A 16,925-nucleotide genomic window follows, 5' to 3' on the forward strand; every position below is an offset into this window, starting at 1 on the left:
AAATGAAAAGAAATACCATGATGAAATCCTCACGTTCTTTCCTTATTTCAGCCATGTTGTGTGTGGCTGCGTCTTCGGCAATGGCTGCTGAAACAGCGCCTGTTATGGATAACAAGTCCTGCGATCCGCCAAAGTATCCGAAAGCTGCTTTGATGAATGAAGAGAGCGGCACGGTCACCATGGGGTTTCTGGTGTCTGTGGACGGCAAAGTTGTGGATTCGAAAGTTGAAAAATCCAGCGGCTCCCGCAGTCTGGATAAAGCCGCATTGGGTGCGTTAAGCCAGTGTAAATTCAAACCCGGCACTAAAGACGGTAAGCCTGAACAGGCATGGGTGAAAACAGATTTTGTCTGGAAGCTGGAATAAGTTCAGCGAGAAACTGAAAAAAGGGGAAGACATAAGTCTTCCTCTTTTTTATTGTCAGGCAAGACCCGCAGATCCCGCCACCGATCTCACTTATTTCAAGCCGCGACGTAACAGCAGCGGATCAATTTTAGGATCCCGTCCACGGAAGTTGCGGAACGACTCCATAGGATCGATACTCCCCCCGCGTGACAGCAATTGCTGACGGAACCAGTCGCCATTTTTCCGCGTCAGGCCGCCATTTTCCTTAAACCATTCAACGGTATCTGCATCTAGTACTTCACTCCACAGATAGGCGTAGTAGCCCGCCGAGTAACCGCCGCCGAATATGTGGGAAAAATATGTGGAACGATAACGTGGTGGCACCGGTGCAAAATCAACGCCGGCTTCTTGCAAAGCTGCTTTTTCAAATGCAATCGCGTCGCTTGGTATTTGTGCCGGTGTCAGCTGATGCCAGCGCTGATCAAGTAAAGATGCCGCCAGATATTCGGTGGTCGCAAAGCCTTGATTGAACTTGTTGCTGGCGCTGATTTTATCAATCAGTGCCTGTGGAATCACTTCTCCGGTTTTGTAATGCTTGGCGTAGTTTTTCAGGACTTCAGGCCAGGTTGCCCACATCTCATTGACTTGTGAAGGATACTCAACAAAATCACGTGGCACATTGGTGCCGGAGAAGCGTGGGTAGTGTACTTGTGAAAACAGTCCGTGCAGTGCATGTCCAAACTCATGGAACGCCGTTTTCACCTCATCCGCAGTCAGTAAGGTGGGTTCGCCTTGTGGTGGTTGCGGGATATTCAGGTGATTCGCAATCACAGGTTTTTTGTTGAACAGCCTTGACTGATCAACGTATGAATTCATCCATGCACCGCCACGTTTGCTGTCGCGGGCGTACATATCGGCAATAAACAAAGCCATCGATTTACCGTCGGCATCAAATACTTCGAAAACCCGTACGCTGGGGTGATAGACAGGCAAATCTTTACGTTCTTTAAAACTGATGCCGTACAACTGATGCGCGGCAAAGAACACGCCGTTTTGCAATACGCTGTCGAGTTCAAAATACGGGCGTAACTGGGTATCGTCAAACGCATATTTTGCGGTACGCAATTGCTCTGTGTAGTAAGCCCAGTCCCATGCCGCCAGCTTAAAGTTGCCGTGATTTGCATCGATGATTTTTTGCAATTCAGCCGCTTCATTTTTCGCATTGGCGACTGCTGCCGGTGCCAGCTCGCTCAGCATTTTATTAACGGCTGTGGTGGTCTTTGCGGTTTCATCTTCGAGGCCGTAGGCAGCGTAATTCGGATAGCCCAGCAATTGCGCTCGCTCTGCACGCAGACGGGCTAATTGCAGCGCTGTATCGCGGTTATCGAAATCACCACCGTGGCTGCCACGATTGACCGAGGCTTCATGTAAACGCTGACGCACAGCACGGTCTTCGAGGCTGGCCAGATAAGGTTGCCCGGAGGTATTCATTAATGGAATCAGATATTTCCCATCCAGGCCTTTGGCTTTTGCCGCTGCGGCTGCGGTGTTGATTTCACCTTCAGACAAGCCTTTTAACTGCTCTTTATGTTCGACGATGATTGCCGACGCATTGGTTTCTTTTAATACGTTCTGGCTGAATTTCGTGCCTAACGATGCCAGTTGGGCATTGATCGCTTTGAGTTTGGCTTTATCGCTGTCGGATAACTTAGCGCCAGCCCGCACGAAATCGGTGTAGTAGCGATCCAGCAGGCGATTGGATTCGGCGTCTAGTTTCAGTTTGTCGCGCTGACTGATGATGGCGTTGATGCGTTTAAACAGTTTCGCATTCATCAGAATCACGTCCTGATGAGCGGACAATTTCGGTGCCAGATCGGTGGACAGTGCTTCCAGTGTCGGGTTGGTGTTGGTGGCGATCTGATTGAAAAAGATCGTGCTGACGCGGTTCAGCGTCTGCCCGGCGCGTTCCAGTGCGACCACCGTATTCTCAAAAGTCGGTTTGGCAGCATTGTTGGCAATCGCATTGATTTCGGCCAGGTGCAAACGCATGCCTTCTGCAAATGCTGGCGCATAGTGTTCGTTTCTGATCTGATCGAAGGCAGGATATTCATAAGCCAGAGTGCTGGCTTTCAGCAGAGGATTGGCTGCAAGCGCTTTATTCATAAGGGGTTTGCTGGTCGGTGCTGAAGTGACGGAATTATCTGCGGCAACGCTGGATTGTATTGCCAGCGCAGAACACAGCAGCATGAGCATGGATTTGTTCATGGGAATCAGATCTGAAAAATAGGAGTTGAAAAGAATAGCATCAGACTCCGTACGCAGAAAATAATTCCTTAACATTATCTAAACCGATCAGCAGAAGCGATCAGCAGTGCCGATCAGCTCAAGCAAATAGTCAAGGAGTCAGCAAAGCACAAAACGATTGGCGAGATCAAGCACAAACCCCGGCTGCAGATAAGCCAGAAACGCCACTGCCAACACGAGTAGCAGCAACAGGAGCAGAGACAGTTTCAACAATGTCTGGCGCAGTTTCATTATCGTTATGCCGTTGCCGTCTGACGTTCAACCGGGCTTTCATTCACTGGCAGGTTGATCAGTGCCGCAAATATACCGAGTGCCAGCGTAATGCCCCAGACGAGGTTGTAATTGCCCATCATCGTATAGATGTAGCCACCGAGCCAGACTCCCATAAAACTGCCGACCTGATGCGAGAAAAAGACAAAGCCGGACAACATAGAAAGATATTTCAATCCGAAGATGCTGGCGATCACGCCATTGGTCAGCGGTACTGTCGATAACCATAGCAAGCCCATGCCGGCGGCGAATATGTATACCGAGTAGGACGACAGTGGCGCAAGCAGAAACAGGCTGATCACGATTGTGCGCGACAGATAGATCGATGACAGCAGGTAGCGTTTCTGGAACATGCCACCGAGCTTGCCGGCGTAATAGGAACCGAAAATATTGAACAAGCCTATGAGGGCAAGCGCCGACACAGCCACGTTAGGGTCGAGTATGCCTTTGTCCTTCAGATAGGCTGGCATATGCACGCCGATGAAAACCACCTGAAAACCGCAGACAAAATAACCTGCGACTAAAAACAAGAATGGCTTATGAGAGAACGCTTCGTGGATGGCCTCTTTGATACTTTGCTGCGGGCCATGACTGTGATCAATCGCTGGTTCGCGCAGTTTCCACGCCATCGGCAGCATGACGGCGATCAGTAAGCCAGCCAGCAGATAAAACGCAGTCTGCCAGCCGCTGTGAGTAATGAGTTGCTGCTCAACCGGCATCATCACAAACTGACCAAACGAACTCGCTGCGGATGAAATGCCGAATGCCCATGAACGCTTATGCGCGGGTGCCGTGCGCCCGATTATGCTGCTGACAGCACCAAAAGCGGTACAGGCGAGCGCCCCTCCTAATAAAACACCGGAACCGATGACAAACAGCAACGGATGACTCACCGTTGCCATCCACAACAAACCCGCCGCATACATCAGTGCGCCGAAGATCACGACGCGGGCTGTGCCAAATTTGTCGACTGCCATACCGGCGAATGGCCCGAATAAACCCCACAACAGATTCTGGATTGCCATCGCCATCGAATAGGTTTCGCGGGTCCAGCCGTGCGCTTGTGAAATGGGCTGTAACCAGAAACCAAAGCCATGACGCACGCCCATGGCTAGCGTCAGTACAAAGCCGCTGGCGATGAGGACGGTTTTCAGATCGGGAGATTGCTTGACAGTCATGGCTTATGCTTTCTGCACATATATTTATAAGGTGAACGCGCTAGTGTAGTGGAAACGCCGAAAGTATGTGGACTGCCGGTTTTACCATGACGCCTGCGCTGAGCATGGCGCGGGGTCAGCCGGTACTGTGATTATCCGGCTTCCCGGTCAATAATACACATGTCCGGAAATGGCCAGATCCGGTACTGATCAACGCGTATAAAGGGCACATGCGTACCGATAACGACATCACGATGAATACAACAGAGATCCCGCACGGCAGGCTGACGCACGAGGCACATCAGTACTATCGTGCGCTCGCCGCAAAAGACAGCCGCTTTGACGGCGTCTTTTTTACCGGCGTAAAAACAACAGGAATATATTGCCGCCCGGTTTGCGCGGTCAGAACACCGCGTGAAAGTTCCTGCGAGTTTTTTTCGACCGCGGCAGCAGCAGAAGCGGCGGGCTATCGACCGTGTCTGCGTTGTCGTCCCGAGCTGGCTCCGTATGCGATACAACAGAATCTCGCGCATGCGATCTGGAAAAAAATTGCTGACGGCGCTTTGAATGCAATGAGTGTCGAAGTTTTCTCGCAACAGATAGGTTTGTCGTCCCGCCAGCTCAGGCGCGTGTTATTGCAGGAATTCGGTGCCAGCCCGGTCGAACTCGCGCAAACCCAGCGGTTGTTATTTGCCAAAAAATTGCTGCAGGAAACCAGCCTGTCTATGACAGAAATCGCGTTTGCCGCTGGTTTTGGCAGCGTCCGTCGTTTCAATGCGCTGTTTTTGCAGCGTTATCAGATGGCACCCGGCTCGGTGCGACGTACGGCAGATGGGCGTGGCGAAACTATTTCTTTGCGCCTCGCGTATCGTCCGCCGTATGCGTGGGATGCAGTCATCAGCTATTTACGTGGACGTGCGATGCCAGGGCTGGAAGCCGTGATTCAGGAAGGTCAGGACGGTGATCAGGCCGCCTATGTGCGCAGCGTGCGCATACAGGGTATCTCAGGCTGGTTGAAAGTCAGTCATTTACCGCAGAAAAACCAGTTATTGCTGCAACTCGCGCCGCAACTGACGCCGGTATTGATGACGGTGCTGGCACGTGTACGGCAGCAATTCGATCTGGAAGCGAATCCCGCATTTATTCAAAGCCACTTGCAGCAAGATGCTTTGCTGGCTGCGCAGATTCAGGCAACACCGGGTTTGCGTGTGCCGGGTGCTTTTGACAGCTTTGAACTGGCGATCCGTGCGGTGCTGGGGCAACAGGTCAGCGTCGCTGGCGCAACCACCGTTGCTGGCCGTCTGGTGCAGCGCTTTGGTGATCCGGTGGAAACGCCGTTGGCGACGATTACGCGTCATTTTCCGACACCTGAAACGATTATCGGGCTGCCCGTCAATGAATTGGCAGGCATAGGAATTCCAGCAACGCGTGCCCAAACCTTGCAGAATGTCGCCCGCTTTGCACTGGAGGGCGGTTTTGAACGCTTGCCGGATAGCACTCAGGCGACGATGCTGGACAACATGAAAAGCGTACGCGGTATCGGTGAATGGACGGCACAATATATCGCAATGCGTGCGCTGCGTTTTCCCGATGCTTTTCCTGCCGGTGATCTCGGTTTGCAAAAGGCAGCGGCACAATTATCAGGACAGGTAGTGTCGGCTCCACAGACGCGCTGGACAGAGAAACAGTTGCTGTTGCAGGCACAAGCGTGGTCACCCTGGCGCGCCTATGCTGCGATGCTGCTGTGGCAGTCGCTTAACACGGCGGACAGCCTTAGTGAGCGCAATGCAGCAAGCAAAGCGACAGAAAAATAAGGTGTAGCGATGAAATATACAGAATTCAACAGCCCGCTCGGCGTGCTTTGTCTGGCCGCGAGTGACACGGGATTGAGCGGCGTTTACTTTGAACAGCACCGCCATTTCAAAGGCATACAGGGATGGCAAGCCGCACCGGAGCATCCGGCGTTACAACTGGCGACACAACAACTGCACGAATACTTTGCCGGTCAGCGTCAGCATTTCGACCTTCCGCTCGACATATCGTCGGGCACGCCGTTTCAGCAAAGCGTATGGCGGGCATTGCAGCAGATACCTTTCGGGCAGACGTGCAGTTATGGTGACCTTGCCGCCAGTATCGGCAAGTCTTCGGCGGTCAGGGCGGTTGGCGCAGCCAACGGACGCAATCCCTTGTCAATCATTGTTCCTTGTCACCGGGTGATCGCAACGAACGGTGCGCTGACTGGCTATGCCGGTGGCTTAAAAAATAAGCAGGCCTTGCTGCAATTTGAGGCAGGTCTGCCGCTGTATTCAAGTCCGCTATCTATATGAGCTTTAGCCGGAAAAAGTCTGGAAAGCCGCATGGATACTGGATATTCCATTTTTAGGATGATATGATTTACATCATTTTGTTGCATTGCACAAAAAAAGCTTGACGTAGGAATTCTGGGGTGTAGAATCGAACTTGTTGCGGTGCACCATTTAAAGAATTTGTGGAAGGCGCTGCCGATTATTAATCCCCTTTGACGGAGAATGCCATGTCTACATCACCAGAACAATTTATTGCTGCAACTAAAGCCAATCTCGAAGCACAGTTTGCTTCTCTGACTGCACTGAACAAAAAAGCGTTTGAAGGTCTGGAGCAATTGTTTGCCCTGAACGTCAATGCTGCAAAAGCCAGTATCGAAGAAGGTACTGCGACTGCCAAGCAATTGCTGAGCGCCAAAGATCCACAGGAATTTTTCACGCTGACTAGCGCACAGGCACAGCCAACCGCAGAAAAAGCACTGGCTTATGGTCGTCACCTGGCCAGCATTACTTCTGCGACTCAGCAAGAGTTCACGAAAGCAGTCGAAGCACATATTGCTGAAACAAACACTAAAGTCATTTCCCTGATCGACGAAGTGACTAAAAACGCACCAGCCGGTTCAGAACAAGCGGTGACTGCATTGAAATCGATGGTTGGTAACATCAACGCAGGTTACGAGCAATTGTCTAAAACAACAAAGCAGGCAGTCGAAACGCTGGAAGAAAATCTGGCAAAAGCGACACAACAGTTCACACAAGCTGCCGAAAAAGTAACGCCAAAGAAAAAATAAGTAACACGAGGATAAGTTCGGAATGAACTTCGCCTGAATCAAAAAGCTCCCTTTCAACGGGAGCTTTTTTTTGCACAAAATTTACGCAGAAAGCAGATCGCAAGATAAGCTGATGTGAGCCGGATGCTGCCGGATGCTGCCGGATCAGCCGGTATAGGCATTTTTGTCTGATATACCATTTTTAAAAACAGGAGATATAACATGCAAGACGTCGTCATTGTTGCTGCTGGCCGTACAGCAGTTGGTAAATTCGGTGGTTCCCTGGCTAAAATCCCGGCCGCCGAATTGGGTGCGATTGTGATTAAAGGCCTGCTCGCCAAAACGGGTCTGAGCGGCGACCAGATCAGCGAAGTTCTGCTAGGTCAGGTGCTGACCGCCGGTGTAGGGCAGAATGCAGCACGTCAGGCCGTCATCAAAGCGGGTTTGCCTGTGATGGTGCCGGCGATGACGATCAATAAAGTTTGCGGCAGCGGTTTGAAAGCAACGCATTTGGCGGCGCAGGCGATTAAAGTTGGTGATGCTGACATTATCATCGCTGGCGGTCAGGAAAATATGAGTGCTTCGCCACACGTGCTGAATGGCTCGCGTGATGGTTTCCGTATGGGCGATACGAAACTGGTTGACACCATGATCGTGGACGGTTTGTGGGATGTCTATAACCAATACCACATGGGTATTACCGCTGAAAACGTCGCGAAGAAATACACTATCAGTCGTGAAGAGCAGGACGTATTCGCGCTTGCCTCACAAAACAAAGCGGAAGCGGCACAAAAAGCCGGCAAGTTCAAAGATGAAATCATACCGGTCGAAATCGTGTCGAAAAAAGGCACGGTCGTCTTTGATACCGACGAATTCATCAAACATGGCGCAACCCTGGAATCCTTGTCAGCATTGCGCCCGGCCTTCGACAAAAACGGTACCGTCACCGCAGGTAATGCATCCGGCCTGAACGATGGTGCTGCCGCAGTGATCATGATGTCGGCAAAGAAAGCAGAAGAGCTGGGATTACCGGTGCTGGCGCGAATCAAAGCATATTCGTCGGCAGGTGTTGACCCGACTATCATGGGTATGGGCCCCGTGCCTGCAGCGCAACTGTGCCTGAAAAAAGCCGGCTGGACACATGCCGATCTTGATTTAATGGAGATCAACGAAGCATTTGCTGCGCAGGCCATAGGCGTGAATAAAGAAATGGGCTGGGACACCAGCAAGATCAACGTCAATGGCGGTGCGATTGCGATTGGCCATCCTATCGGGGCCTCTGGTTGCCGTATTCTGGTCAGCCTGATTCATGAAATGATACGCCGCGATGCTAAAAAAGGTCTGGCGAGTTTGTGTATCGGTGGCGGTATGGGCGTGGCTCTGGCGATCGAACGTTCTTAATAAATCTGAGGCAGAATCCCGCTAGGATTTGTCGGAAATAGTTAAAAAAATCCCCGCTTTTGGCGGGGATTTTTGTTGGGTCGGATATTCCTGATTAGTGGATACCGTGCATTTTCTTTGCCATCCATTTATTCATCAGCATCAGAACAACGCCGGCAGAAATCGGGATGATGGTGAAGATCAGGAAGAAAGTCGACATCGAATACGTGTTCGAAATTTCGTCAATATAACTACCCGTCAGACCAGCCAGTTTATTCGCAATGGCGGTATTCAGGAACCACAAACCGAACATCAGACCAAGCAAACGCGGAGGTGCGAGCTTACTGATGTAAGACAAGCCGACCGGAGACAGGCAAAGCTCACCCATGGTATGGAAGAAGTACGCCAGAATCAGATAAACCATGCTGATCGAGGCAGTCTTCGCACCGGCCGGAATAGTGGACGAGCCATAGGCCAGCGCCGCAAATCCGATACCAAGCAGAACCAGACCCGTACCGAATTTAACCGGGCCGCTAGGATCCCAGTATTTGTCCCACATTTTGGAAAACATCGGTGCCAGAATCACCAGGAAAAACGAGTTCAGCACACCAAACCAGGTCGCTGGAACGCTGGACTGATCCAGCGCAAATTCACGTTGCAGCATCCACAGGACTAATGCCCAGATCGTGCCCAGACAGACGACTAACAACAGATTAGATACCAAATAATTCTTAGCGGTACCGGCGAACAGCTTCACCAGCAACCAGCTGAGAATCATGGTCGGAATCACCGTCATCAGGCTGTTGATAATTTTAAAGGTAGTACCTGCGGTTCCCACCAGATTACGGTCGGTGTAATCGGCCGCGAAGATCGTCATTGAACCACCGGCCTGTTCAAATGCAAACCAGAAGAAAATCGTGAAGAAAGAGAAAACGGCAATTGCTTTAATGCGGTCAGCGACGATGTTAGCAGCTGGTTCTTCGACGACGACTTCAACAGTATTGGTCGCGGCTTTCTGATCTTTCGATAAACCGATGTTGCCGAAAATGCCTTGTCCCAGATAAAACTGGATCGCGCCTAACAGCATGAATATACCGGCGAGTCCAAAACCATAAGACCAGGAGATTTTTTCGCCAATATAACCGCACAGCAAAATACCGAAAAACGCCCCGGAATTGACGCCCATATAAAACAGGGTATAGCCGGAATCGCGCAAGTGTTCGTTATCTTTGGTGTACAACTGACCGACAATCGCAGAAATATTCGGCTTGAACATCCCGGTACCGGCAACGATCAGTGACAGACCAACGTAGAACATAGCTGGCGTATCAAACAGTAATGACGCATGACCGGCGGCGATGATGAATCCGCCGAGTACGACAGCACGACGGCTGCCGAGGAATTTATCGGCAATATAGCCACCGATGATTGGTGTCAGATAGACGAGACCGGTGTACCAGCCATACAGATTGGCGGCGTCTGCGCGGGTCCAGCCCCAACCGCCTTTGGCCGTTTCTGTGACCAGAAACAAGACCAGCAATGCGCGCATGCCATAATAAGAAAATCGTTCCCACATTTCTGTGAAAAACAAAACAAATAAGCTATCGGGGTGTCCCAAGATAGTGTTCGCCCCGGGATTTTGAATTTTGTCCAAATTGCTCTCCGTTGTTGGTTTTAATTGGATGCTGATTCACCAGCAAATATATTTTCAAAGCTTATGCCAGAATGATTTGAATTGAATCAATTCGGCGCGTAGCTTACCACGATGAAAAACTCATATAGAAAGACATATTGTGCGTCGCAGCAAATGTTGTGCCATCGCATGTAAATGAGGATGGACAAGGCTTTCGTCGCATCATGCAGGGACGTTCCGGGATCGCTTGTTTTCCGTATCACAGGTTTGCCTGGTAACGATTTTGTGCGATCCTGATGCGAACTTGGGTAAAACTGCTCGTTTTGGTGCAGTGTTTAATTGAATAATGAATATCATCATGCTTCTGTCTTCTCAACGCTTTATCCCTTCGCTGCTGGTCGCTGTCGCAGCACTGTTGTTCGCTCCCCATGTCAGCGCGGTCACAACGACGACCAACGGGCATGGTACCGAGGGGAGTTACCGTTTACCTCCGCCGGAATTACAGGCCATTGTTGACGCACCGCGCGGGCCGGTTTTTAAACTCGGACCACAGCGTAAAACTGCATTGCTGGTCAGTTTGCCAGGCTTACCTAGCATTGCCGAAGTCGCGCAGCCGGAACTCAGGCTGGCAGGCTTGCGTATTAATCCGCGCACCCGTGCTGCGAGTCATTTTGATTTCGGTAACAGCCTGAGTCTGCTCGATGTTGCGAGCGGCAAAATCCGTGAAGTCAGCGGCTTACCGGCAAAGCCACGGATCGCTGACACTCTCTGGTCACCGGATGAAAAATGGTTGGCGTTCAGTCGCTGGACCGATGACGGCGTGGAACTATGGCTGCTGGATGTGAAGAAAGCACATGCACAAAGACTGATTGATGAGAAGCTGAACGCCGTCGCCAGTGCCGGATTTGCGTGGAGTAATGGCTCTGAACAATTGCTGGTACGTTTGCTGCCACTTCGTCAGAAGCCGGCACCAAACCTCATGCAAAAACCATTGGGACCGAATACACTGGAGAGCAAAGGCGGTAAGCTGACGCAGAACCGTACTTATCCTGACATGCTGAAAACACCGGCAGACGCCGATATGCTGGACTGGCAACTGCAAACACAACTGGCATTTGTCAGTGTCAGTGGCGACGTGCGCCGCATAGGCCCGGTCATGACGCTGACCAAAGCGCAGGCGTCGCCCGACGGTAATCTGATTCTGACCACACAATTACGTCGCCCTTATTCAACGATGCTGCCAGTAGATCGTTTTCCGCAGCTGATCGAATTGTGGGATGAGAATGGCAGGAAAGTAAAAACCATCGCAGAACGTCCTATGCGGGAGCGCCTGCCGACCGGGAATGATGCGGTACAGGCCGGGCCGCGTGATTTTGCCTGGCGCAACGACAAACCCGCGACCTTATACTGGCTGGAAGCACAGGCTGGCGGTGATCCAGATGCGCCAGTTAAAGTGCATGATGTTCTGATGCAGCAGGCGGCACCGTTTGACGCGCCGCCACAAAAACTGATGGATCTGGCGTGGCGCTTTAATAATATTCAATGGGGTAATGACGGGCTGGCGCTGGTGACAGAAAGCTGGTGGAAAACCCGTGATACCCGCATCTGGCGCATACGTCCCGGCGTCGCCGACAGCAAACCGGAACTCTTGTTTGCCCGTAAATCAGAAGACCAGTACGCCCATCCGGGGCAGCCAGTGATGACGCAAAATCAGTACGGTCGCGCGGTGCTGAGGCTGGCACCGGACGGCAAGTCGATTTTCCTGATTGGCAATGGTGCCAGTTCTGAAGGTGACCGTCCGTTTCTGGACCGGTTTGATCTCAACAGCAAGCAAGCGGTGCGCATGTTCCGTTCGCATGCACCGTATTACGAAGAAGTGCTTGGCTTGTTGAATGACAAAGGCACCAGCATCGTCACCAGCCGCGAATCGAACGAGGAAAGGCCAAATTATTTCGTGCGTGATCTGGCACATAATGACGCAGCGCGGGCGCTGACGCAGTTCCCGCATCCATTGCCGCAACTCAAAGGCGTTAAAAAACAGCAGCTCCGTTATGAACGTGAAGATGGTGTCGATCTGACCGCGACCCTGTATCTGCCGCCGGGCTACGACCCGAAACGCGATGGTCCGCGCCCCATGATTATGTGGGCCTATCCGCGTGAATTTAAAACGGCCGAAGCAGCAGGACAGGTAAATGGTTCGCCGTATAAATTCAACCGGATTTCCTATAACGGTCCGCAAGTGATGCTGGCACGTGGTTATACCGTGCTGGATGGTCCGACCATGCCGATTATCGGTGAGGGTAAGAAAGAGCCAAACGACACTTACCTCGAACAACTCAAAATGAGTGCCGAAGCTGCGATCGACGAAGTTGTACGGCTTGGTGTCGCCGACCGCAACCGTATCGCGATCGGTGGTCACAGTTACGGCGCGTTCATGACCGCCAATCTGCTGACGCACACGCGCTTGTTCCGCGCCGGCATTGCACGTTCTGGCGCTTACAACCGTACACTGACGCCGTTTGGCTTTCAGTCAGAAGAGCGCAATTTCTGGCAGGCGCGCAAGACGTATCAGGAAATGTCACCGTTTAATTTTGCTAACCAGATCAAAGACCCGATACTCTTTATTCACGGTGAACAAGACAACAACCCCGGCACTTTCCCTATCCAAAGTGAGCGCATGTATCAGGCTCTGCAAGGTCTGGGCGCGGTCACGCGTCTGGTAATGCTGCCGAATGAAAGTCATAGTTATCGTGCGCGGGAATCCGTGCTGCACATGTTGTGGGAACAGGATCGCTGGCTGGAAACCTATGTTAAAAATGCGAAAGGCGAAGCTGGCGATAAAGACTGATGATCTGATGATCGCGATGTGCCGGGAGAGCAATCTCTATATGCTCTCCGGCGTAAGCGGATGTGGCTTTTTCCGCCTTTTTCCTCTTACTTAATGTTTTACATTAAAGTTTTGCATTAAGATGCAAATTGCTTTTATCTTGTCAGGTTTTCTATGCTTAAAGCCGTTATTCTGGACGCGAATGCGATTGCCCGCAATTTACTGACTTCCGTACTCAATAACGGCGGCCATGAAGTGATTGCTGACGCTAACCTCGCACCAGCCAGCCTGGCGCGCGTGATCCGGCTCAGGCCGCAGATTGTCTGCATTGATATCGGCGAGGCCAATGAAGCCGGCTGGGCCATCATCACCCAGCTACGCACCGAGCTGCCAAAGTCGCTGCTGTTTCTGGTGTCGTCCGGAATTAACGCGGGGTTGATTCAGGATGCGCAGCAGCGCGGTGTGCATGGTTTTATCGTGAAACCTTTCAACTCCGTCGCGGTTCTGACTTCTATCCGCAACACCATCGTCCGCATTGCCAAACAACAGCGTGCGAATGCAGAAGCCGCCAGCAACGGTGGCGCTGAATCGGCCTGAATCCGCGTGAATCGTTTCATCCGGTACGACACCTGTTTTATCCGCCCTGATCTGCATTCGTCGCATGCTCACGCAATGCGATGACGTCCGCGTAGACTGCCTTCGTCTGTGAAAGGGAAGATCATGTCAGCCACATCTGCAATCGATATGCCGCCATCGGTAAATGAAGAAATATTGCCACCGGAAGTTTCAGCCAGAAGCGAATCCTGGCTGACCCGTGCGCGCAATTATCCGGTGTTTTCACGCACCTGGTATCGCTATCGCGCACGCGCCTGGATGGGTACGCTGATTCCCGCGCTGCTGTTGATTTTTCTGATCGATGCGGCGCGCGGTGCCGACTGGCGTACCTTCTTTGTCGTCTGGATACCGCTGTCTCTTGCCGGTACCACGATGCATCTTGGTGGTGCTGCGCTGGCGGTCTGGGTGCGACAACGCGGCTACGCAGAAAAAAAAGAATGGCGTTGTCTGATCACGGTCTTATGTGCCGGATTATTGTGCAGTCTGTTGCTATTTTTTGCGGCGAGGCAGGCGACACAGCAATTATTGCATTACGAGGCACCGATGCTGACCGCGCTGAAATTGCATTATTCTGGTTCGCCGGATCCTGCAAAAACAACCGCGGCTACGCCTGCGGGAAACTGGTTATCGGAATTCAAAGCCGGATTTGAGCAGGGGTTGCAGGATGGCAGCCAGAACCGCGCGCCACGTCCACCGGATACTGCAGGCTCGGATTTCTGGAAAGGTTTTTATATTGGTTTGGTATTGTCTTCCGTCTGTATTTACCTCAGCGGCGGCTATGATCTCTGGCTGTTTTCTCGCCAGCGCAATATGTTGAAAGTCGCACAGAGCAAGCGCGCCTCAGAACAGGCGCAGGCGATGCAAAGAGAAACCGAATTACGCTTGTCGGTATTGGCCGCGCAGGTGGAACCGCACTTTCTGTTCAACACACTGGCCGGTGTACGTTCGGCGATCAGCACTGAGCCAGCGCGGGCGGTCGCGATTGTCGATCATCTGGTCGATTATCTGCGCGCAACCATACCGCAGATGCGCGATGACGGCGGCTCGGTGCAGTCGCGTTTGAGCAACCAACTTGATGCGGTGCATGCGTATCTGAGTCTGATGCAGGCCCGTATTCCGCGTCTGAGTTTCAGTGTCGAATCACAGATTGCGGACGCCGCGGTGCCGCCGTTGATGCTGATTTCTTTAGTCGAGAATGCGATCAAACACGGCATAGAACCCAAGGTCGGCGCGGCGCACATTGCCGTGAAGGTCAGCGTTATCGCCATCCAGGAACAGCCCATGCTGGAAATGCGCGTCGAAGATGATGGCGTCGGCTTTGGCGGTCACAACAGTGGCTCTGGCATTGGTCTGGCGAATATCCATCAGCGGCTGGCGGCGATGTACGGTGACCGCGCCAGCCTGTTGCTGAAAGCCCGCCCCGAGGGCGGGGTTGCTGCCATCATCACAATTCCTTTAGAAAAACAGACGGAGGCTGCATGATCACCGCCATCATCGCTGAAGATGAAGATTTACCACGTAAAGAATTACGCCGCATGCTCAATGATCTATGGCCGGAATTGCAGATCGTTGCTGAATGCGAGCATGGCGCTGATGCGCTCGATGCAATTTATACCCATCAGCCCGACATCGCATTTCTGGATATCCGCATGCCCGGCATGTCGGGACTGGATGTGGCAAATGCCGTCAAAGGGCGTTGCCATGCGGTGTTCACCACCGCTTACGATAACCATGCACTCGATGCGTTTGCCGCCGGTGCGATCGACTATCTGTTGAAGCCAGTGGCACAGGCGCGTTTGGCGGAAGCGATCGCGCGTCTGAAAGCACGTCTTGCCAGCAAACAAGCCGCACCCGATCTGAGCCAGCTGATGTCGGAACTCGACAAGCGCATCCGTGGTAATGCGGCCGAGCGCATACGCTGGATCAGTGCCAGCGTCGGCGATACGATCAAGATGTTCCCGATAGAAAAAATTCTGTTTTTCAGTTCCGATGAAAAATATACCCGCGTCGTGTGCGGGCATGATGAAGCGCATGTGCGCAAGCCGCTGAAAGAATTGATGGAAGGTCTCGATCCCGATATCTTCTGGCAGATCCATCGCGGCACCGTGGTGCGTGCCGATGCGATCGCGCGCGCACAGCGTGACGACATGGGGCGCTATCTGGTTGAACTGCATGGCAGTCCGGAAAAACTCAAAGTCAGTCAGGCCTATGCGTGGCGCTTCAAGCCCATGTAAATAGTCTTCGCACCTGATGACCGGAAATAGCCAGCGGCGCGCACGCTAATTTGTTAAGCTGAGCGTTTTTCATCGATACGGAAAACCGCATGCGCAGTGTTGATCTTCTTCGCCTTTTATCGCTGGCTGCGATCTGGGGTGCTTCGTTTCTGTTCATGCGGGTGCTGGCACCTGTTCTGGGCGCATTATGGACTGCAGAAATCCGTGTCGGATTGGCGGGGCTTGCCTTAACTTTATTGATGCTGGCAACGCAAAAGCCTGTCGATATCCGGCGCCACTGGCGGCAATATCTGGTGCTGGGTCTGGTGAATTCGGCACTGCCTTTTGCCTTGTATTCGTTTGCCGCGATGCGCATGCCCGCTGGTTATTCCGCGATTGTGAATGCCACGAGCCCCTTATGGGGCGCGGTGATGGGCGCGATTTTTCTGAGTGAACGTTTCACCGGCCGCAAAATGCTGGGCATGTTGTGCGGTGTGGTCGGCGTCGGCTTTCTGGTGCGTCTGGGGCCGGTCGCATTCACCGGTGATTTGCTGCTCGGTGTGCTGGCTTGCGTCGGTGCGACGATCTGTTATGCGCTGGCAGGCATTTATTCCAAAAAAGTATCCGGCGCGATGAATTCCATGCAGATGGCGACGGGCTCGCAAGTCGGTGCTGCGTTTGTGTTGCTGCCGTTTCTGCCGCTGGTACCAGTGCAGGGCGAAATCACCAGCCAGATTTTGCTGCTCGGCGCGGCGCTGGCGCTGTTATGCAGCGCTGTTGCCTATCTGATTTACTTCCGCCTGATGACGGATGTGGGGCCGACCAAAGCGCTGACGGTGACGTTTCTGATTCCCTTGTTTGCCTTGTTGTGGGGACATTTATTTTTGCATGAAGCGATCACCATGAGCACGCTGATCGGCTGCGCGGGCGTGGTGCTGGCGACCTGGCTGGTGGTGTTTGCACCTAAAAGCTCTTGAAAACGCCGCAAAAGCACGAAAATATACTGGGGGGAGTATGTTTTAAAGTCCTTTTTTTATAAGGACAATAAGCATTTTTTGCCACATACTCCCCCGAAAGTGTAAAAAAGCCCGGAAATTCCGGGCTTTTTT

At 52.3% G+C, this 16,925-nt stretch carries 14 protein-coding genes; 10 read left to right on the forward strand and 4 right to left on the reverse strand.

Annotation, left to right across the window (positions count from 1 at the left end; translation table 11 throughout):
- Positions 1 to 20: 20 nt before the first annotated feature.
- Positions 21 to 365 carry an energy transducer TonB gene (locus ACOTSW_RS11185; RefSeq protein WP_423679170.1) on the forward strand — a complete coding sequence of 115 codons (345 nt, stop codon included), beginning with the start codon at positions 21 to 23 and terminating at the stop codon, positions 363 to 365.
- 90 nt (positions 366 to 455) lie between these two features.
- On the opposite strand, the gene ACOTSW_RS11190 is transcribed toward ACOTSW_RS11185, so the two are convergent.
- The 3 genes from ACOTSW_RS11190 to ACOTSW_RS11200 all read right to left on the reverse strand — a co-directional run bounded on the left by ACOTSW_RS11190 (position 456) and on the right by ACOTSW_RS11200 (position 4,096).
- Positions 456 to 2,609: a M3 family metallopeptidase gene (locus tag ACOTSW_RS11190; protein WP_423679171.1), complete on the reverse strand. Its 2,154-nt coding sequence runs from the start codon at positions 2,607 to 2,609 to the stop codon at positions 456 to 458.
- Between the two features lie 138 nt (positions 2,610 to 2,747).
- Entirely contained in the window at positions 2,748 to 2,879 is a 132-nt protein-coding gene (locus tag ACOTSW_RS11195; RefSeq protein WP_423679172.1) for a hypothetical protein, read from the reverse strand.
- Between the two features lie 5 nt (positions 2,880 to 2,884).
- Positions 2,885 to 4,096, reverse strand: coding sequence for an MFS transporter (locus ACOTSW_RS11200; protein WP_423679173.1), 1,212 nt, complete (start codon positions 4,094 to 4,096; stop codon positions 2,885 to 2,887).
- A 209-nt stretch (positions 4,097 to 4,305) separates the two neighbouring features.
- On the opposite strand from ACOTSW_RS11200, the gene ACOTSW_RS11205 reads away from it, so the two are divergent.
- The 4 genes from ACOTSW_RS11205 (at position 4,306) to ACOTSW_RS11220 (ending at position 8,549) form a co-directional block, all read left to right on the forward strand.
- A complete protein-coding gene (locus ACOTSW_RS11205; protein ID WP_423679174.1) occupies positions 4,306 to 5,889 on the forward strand; it encodes an AlkA N-terminal domain-containing protein in 1,584 nt (527 codons plus the stop codon).
- Positions 5,890 to 5,898: 9 nt separating this feature from the next.
- On the forward strand, positions 5,899 to 6,402 hold the full coding sequence (locus ACOTSW_RS11210; protein ID WP_423679175.1) for a methylated-DNA--[protein]-cysteine S-methyltransferase: 504 nt from the start codon (positions 5,899 to 5,901) through the stop codon (positions 6,400 to 6,402).
- A gap of 206 nt (positions 6,403 to 6,608) precedes the next feature.
- The gene (locus tag ACOTSW_RS11215) at positions 6,609 to 7,169 is read left to right on the forward strand and encodes a phasin family protein (RefSeq protein ID WP_423679176.1); all 561 of its coding nucleotides are present in this window, start codon (positions 6,609 to 6,611) and stop codon (positions 7,167 to 7,169) included.
- A gap of 201 nt (positions 7,170 to 7,370) precedes the next feature.
- Positions 7,371 to 8,549: an acetyl-CoA C-acetyltransferase gene (locus ACOTSW_RS11220; RefSeq protein ID WP_423679177.1), complete on the forward strand. Its 1,179-nt coding sequence runs from the start codon at positions 7,371 to 7,373 to the stop codon at positions 8,547 to 8,549.
- Between the two features lie 94 nt (positions 8,550 to 8,643).
- On the opposite strand, the gene ACOTSW_RS11225 is transcribed toward ACOTSW_RS11220, so the two are convergent.
- Positions 8,644 to 10,182, reverse strand: coding sequence for a peptide MFS transporter (locus ACOTSW_RS11225; protein WP_423679178.1), 1,539 nt, complete (start codon positions 10,180 to 10,182; stop codon positions 8,644 to 8,646).
- 337 nt (positions 10,183 to 10,519) lie between these two features.
- Here ACOTSW_RS11225 and ACOTSW_RS11230 point away from each other — a divergent pair, with 337 nt between their 5' ends.
- The 5 genes from ACOTSW_RS11230 to ACOTSW_RS11250 all read left to right on the forward strand — a co-directional run bounded on the left by ACOTSW_RS11230 (position 10,520) and on the right by ACOTSW_RS11250 (position 16,793).
- The gene (locus tag ACOTSW_RS11230) at positions 10,520 to 13,009 is read left to right on the forward strand and encodes a prolyl oligopeptidase family serine peptidase (RefSeq protein WP_423679179.1); all 2,490 of its coding nucleotides are present in this window, start codon (positions 10,520 to 10,522) and stop codon (positions 13,007 to 13,009) included.
- Between the two features lie 153 nt (positions 13,010 to 13,162).
- Positions 13,163 to 13,585, forward strand: a complete 423-nt coding sequence (locus tag ACOTSW_RS11235) for an ANTAR domain-containing response regulator (protein ID WP_423679180.1) — start codon at positions 13,163 to 13,165, stop codon at positions 13,583 to 13,585.
- 123 nt (positions 13,586 to 13,708) lie between these two features.
- The gene (locus ACOTSW_RS11240; RefSeq protein WP_423679181.1) at positions 13,709 to 15,085 is read left to right on the forward strand and encodes a sensor histidine kinase; all 1,377 of its coding nucleotides are present in this window, start codon (positions 13,709 to 13,711) and stop codon (positions 15,083 to 15,085) included.
- The gene (locus ACOTSW_RS11245; protein WP_423679182.1) at positions 15,082 to 15,837 is read left to right on the forward strand and encodes a LytR/AlgR family response regulator transcription factor; all 756 of its coding nucleotides are present in this window, start codon (positions 15,082 to 15,084) and stop codon (positions 15,835 to 15,837) included. Before ACOTSW_RS11240 ends, ACOTSW_RS11245 begins: the two co-directional genes overlap by 4 nt.
- An 89-nt stretch (positions 15,838 to 15,926) precedes the next feature.
- Positions 15,927 to 16,793: a DMT family transporter gene (locus tag ACOTSW_RS11250; protein ID WP_423679183.1), complete on the forward strand. Its 867-nt coding sequence runs from the start codon at positions 15,927 to 15,929 to the stop codon at positions 16,791 to 16,793.
- Positions 16,794 to 16,925 lie beyond the last annotated feature (132 nt).

Origin of the sequence: Undibacterium sp. WLHG33 (assembly GCF_049544815.1) — a bacterium.
Taxonomy (GTDB): domain Bacteria; phylum Pseudomonadota; class Gammaproteobacteria; order Burkholderiales; family Burkholderiaceae_D; genus Undibacterium.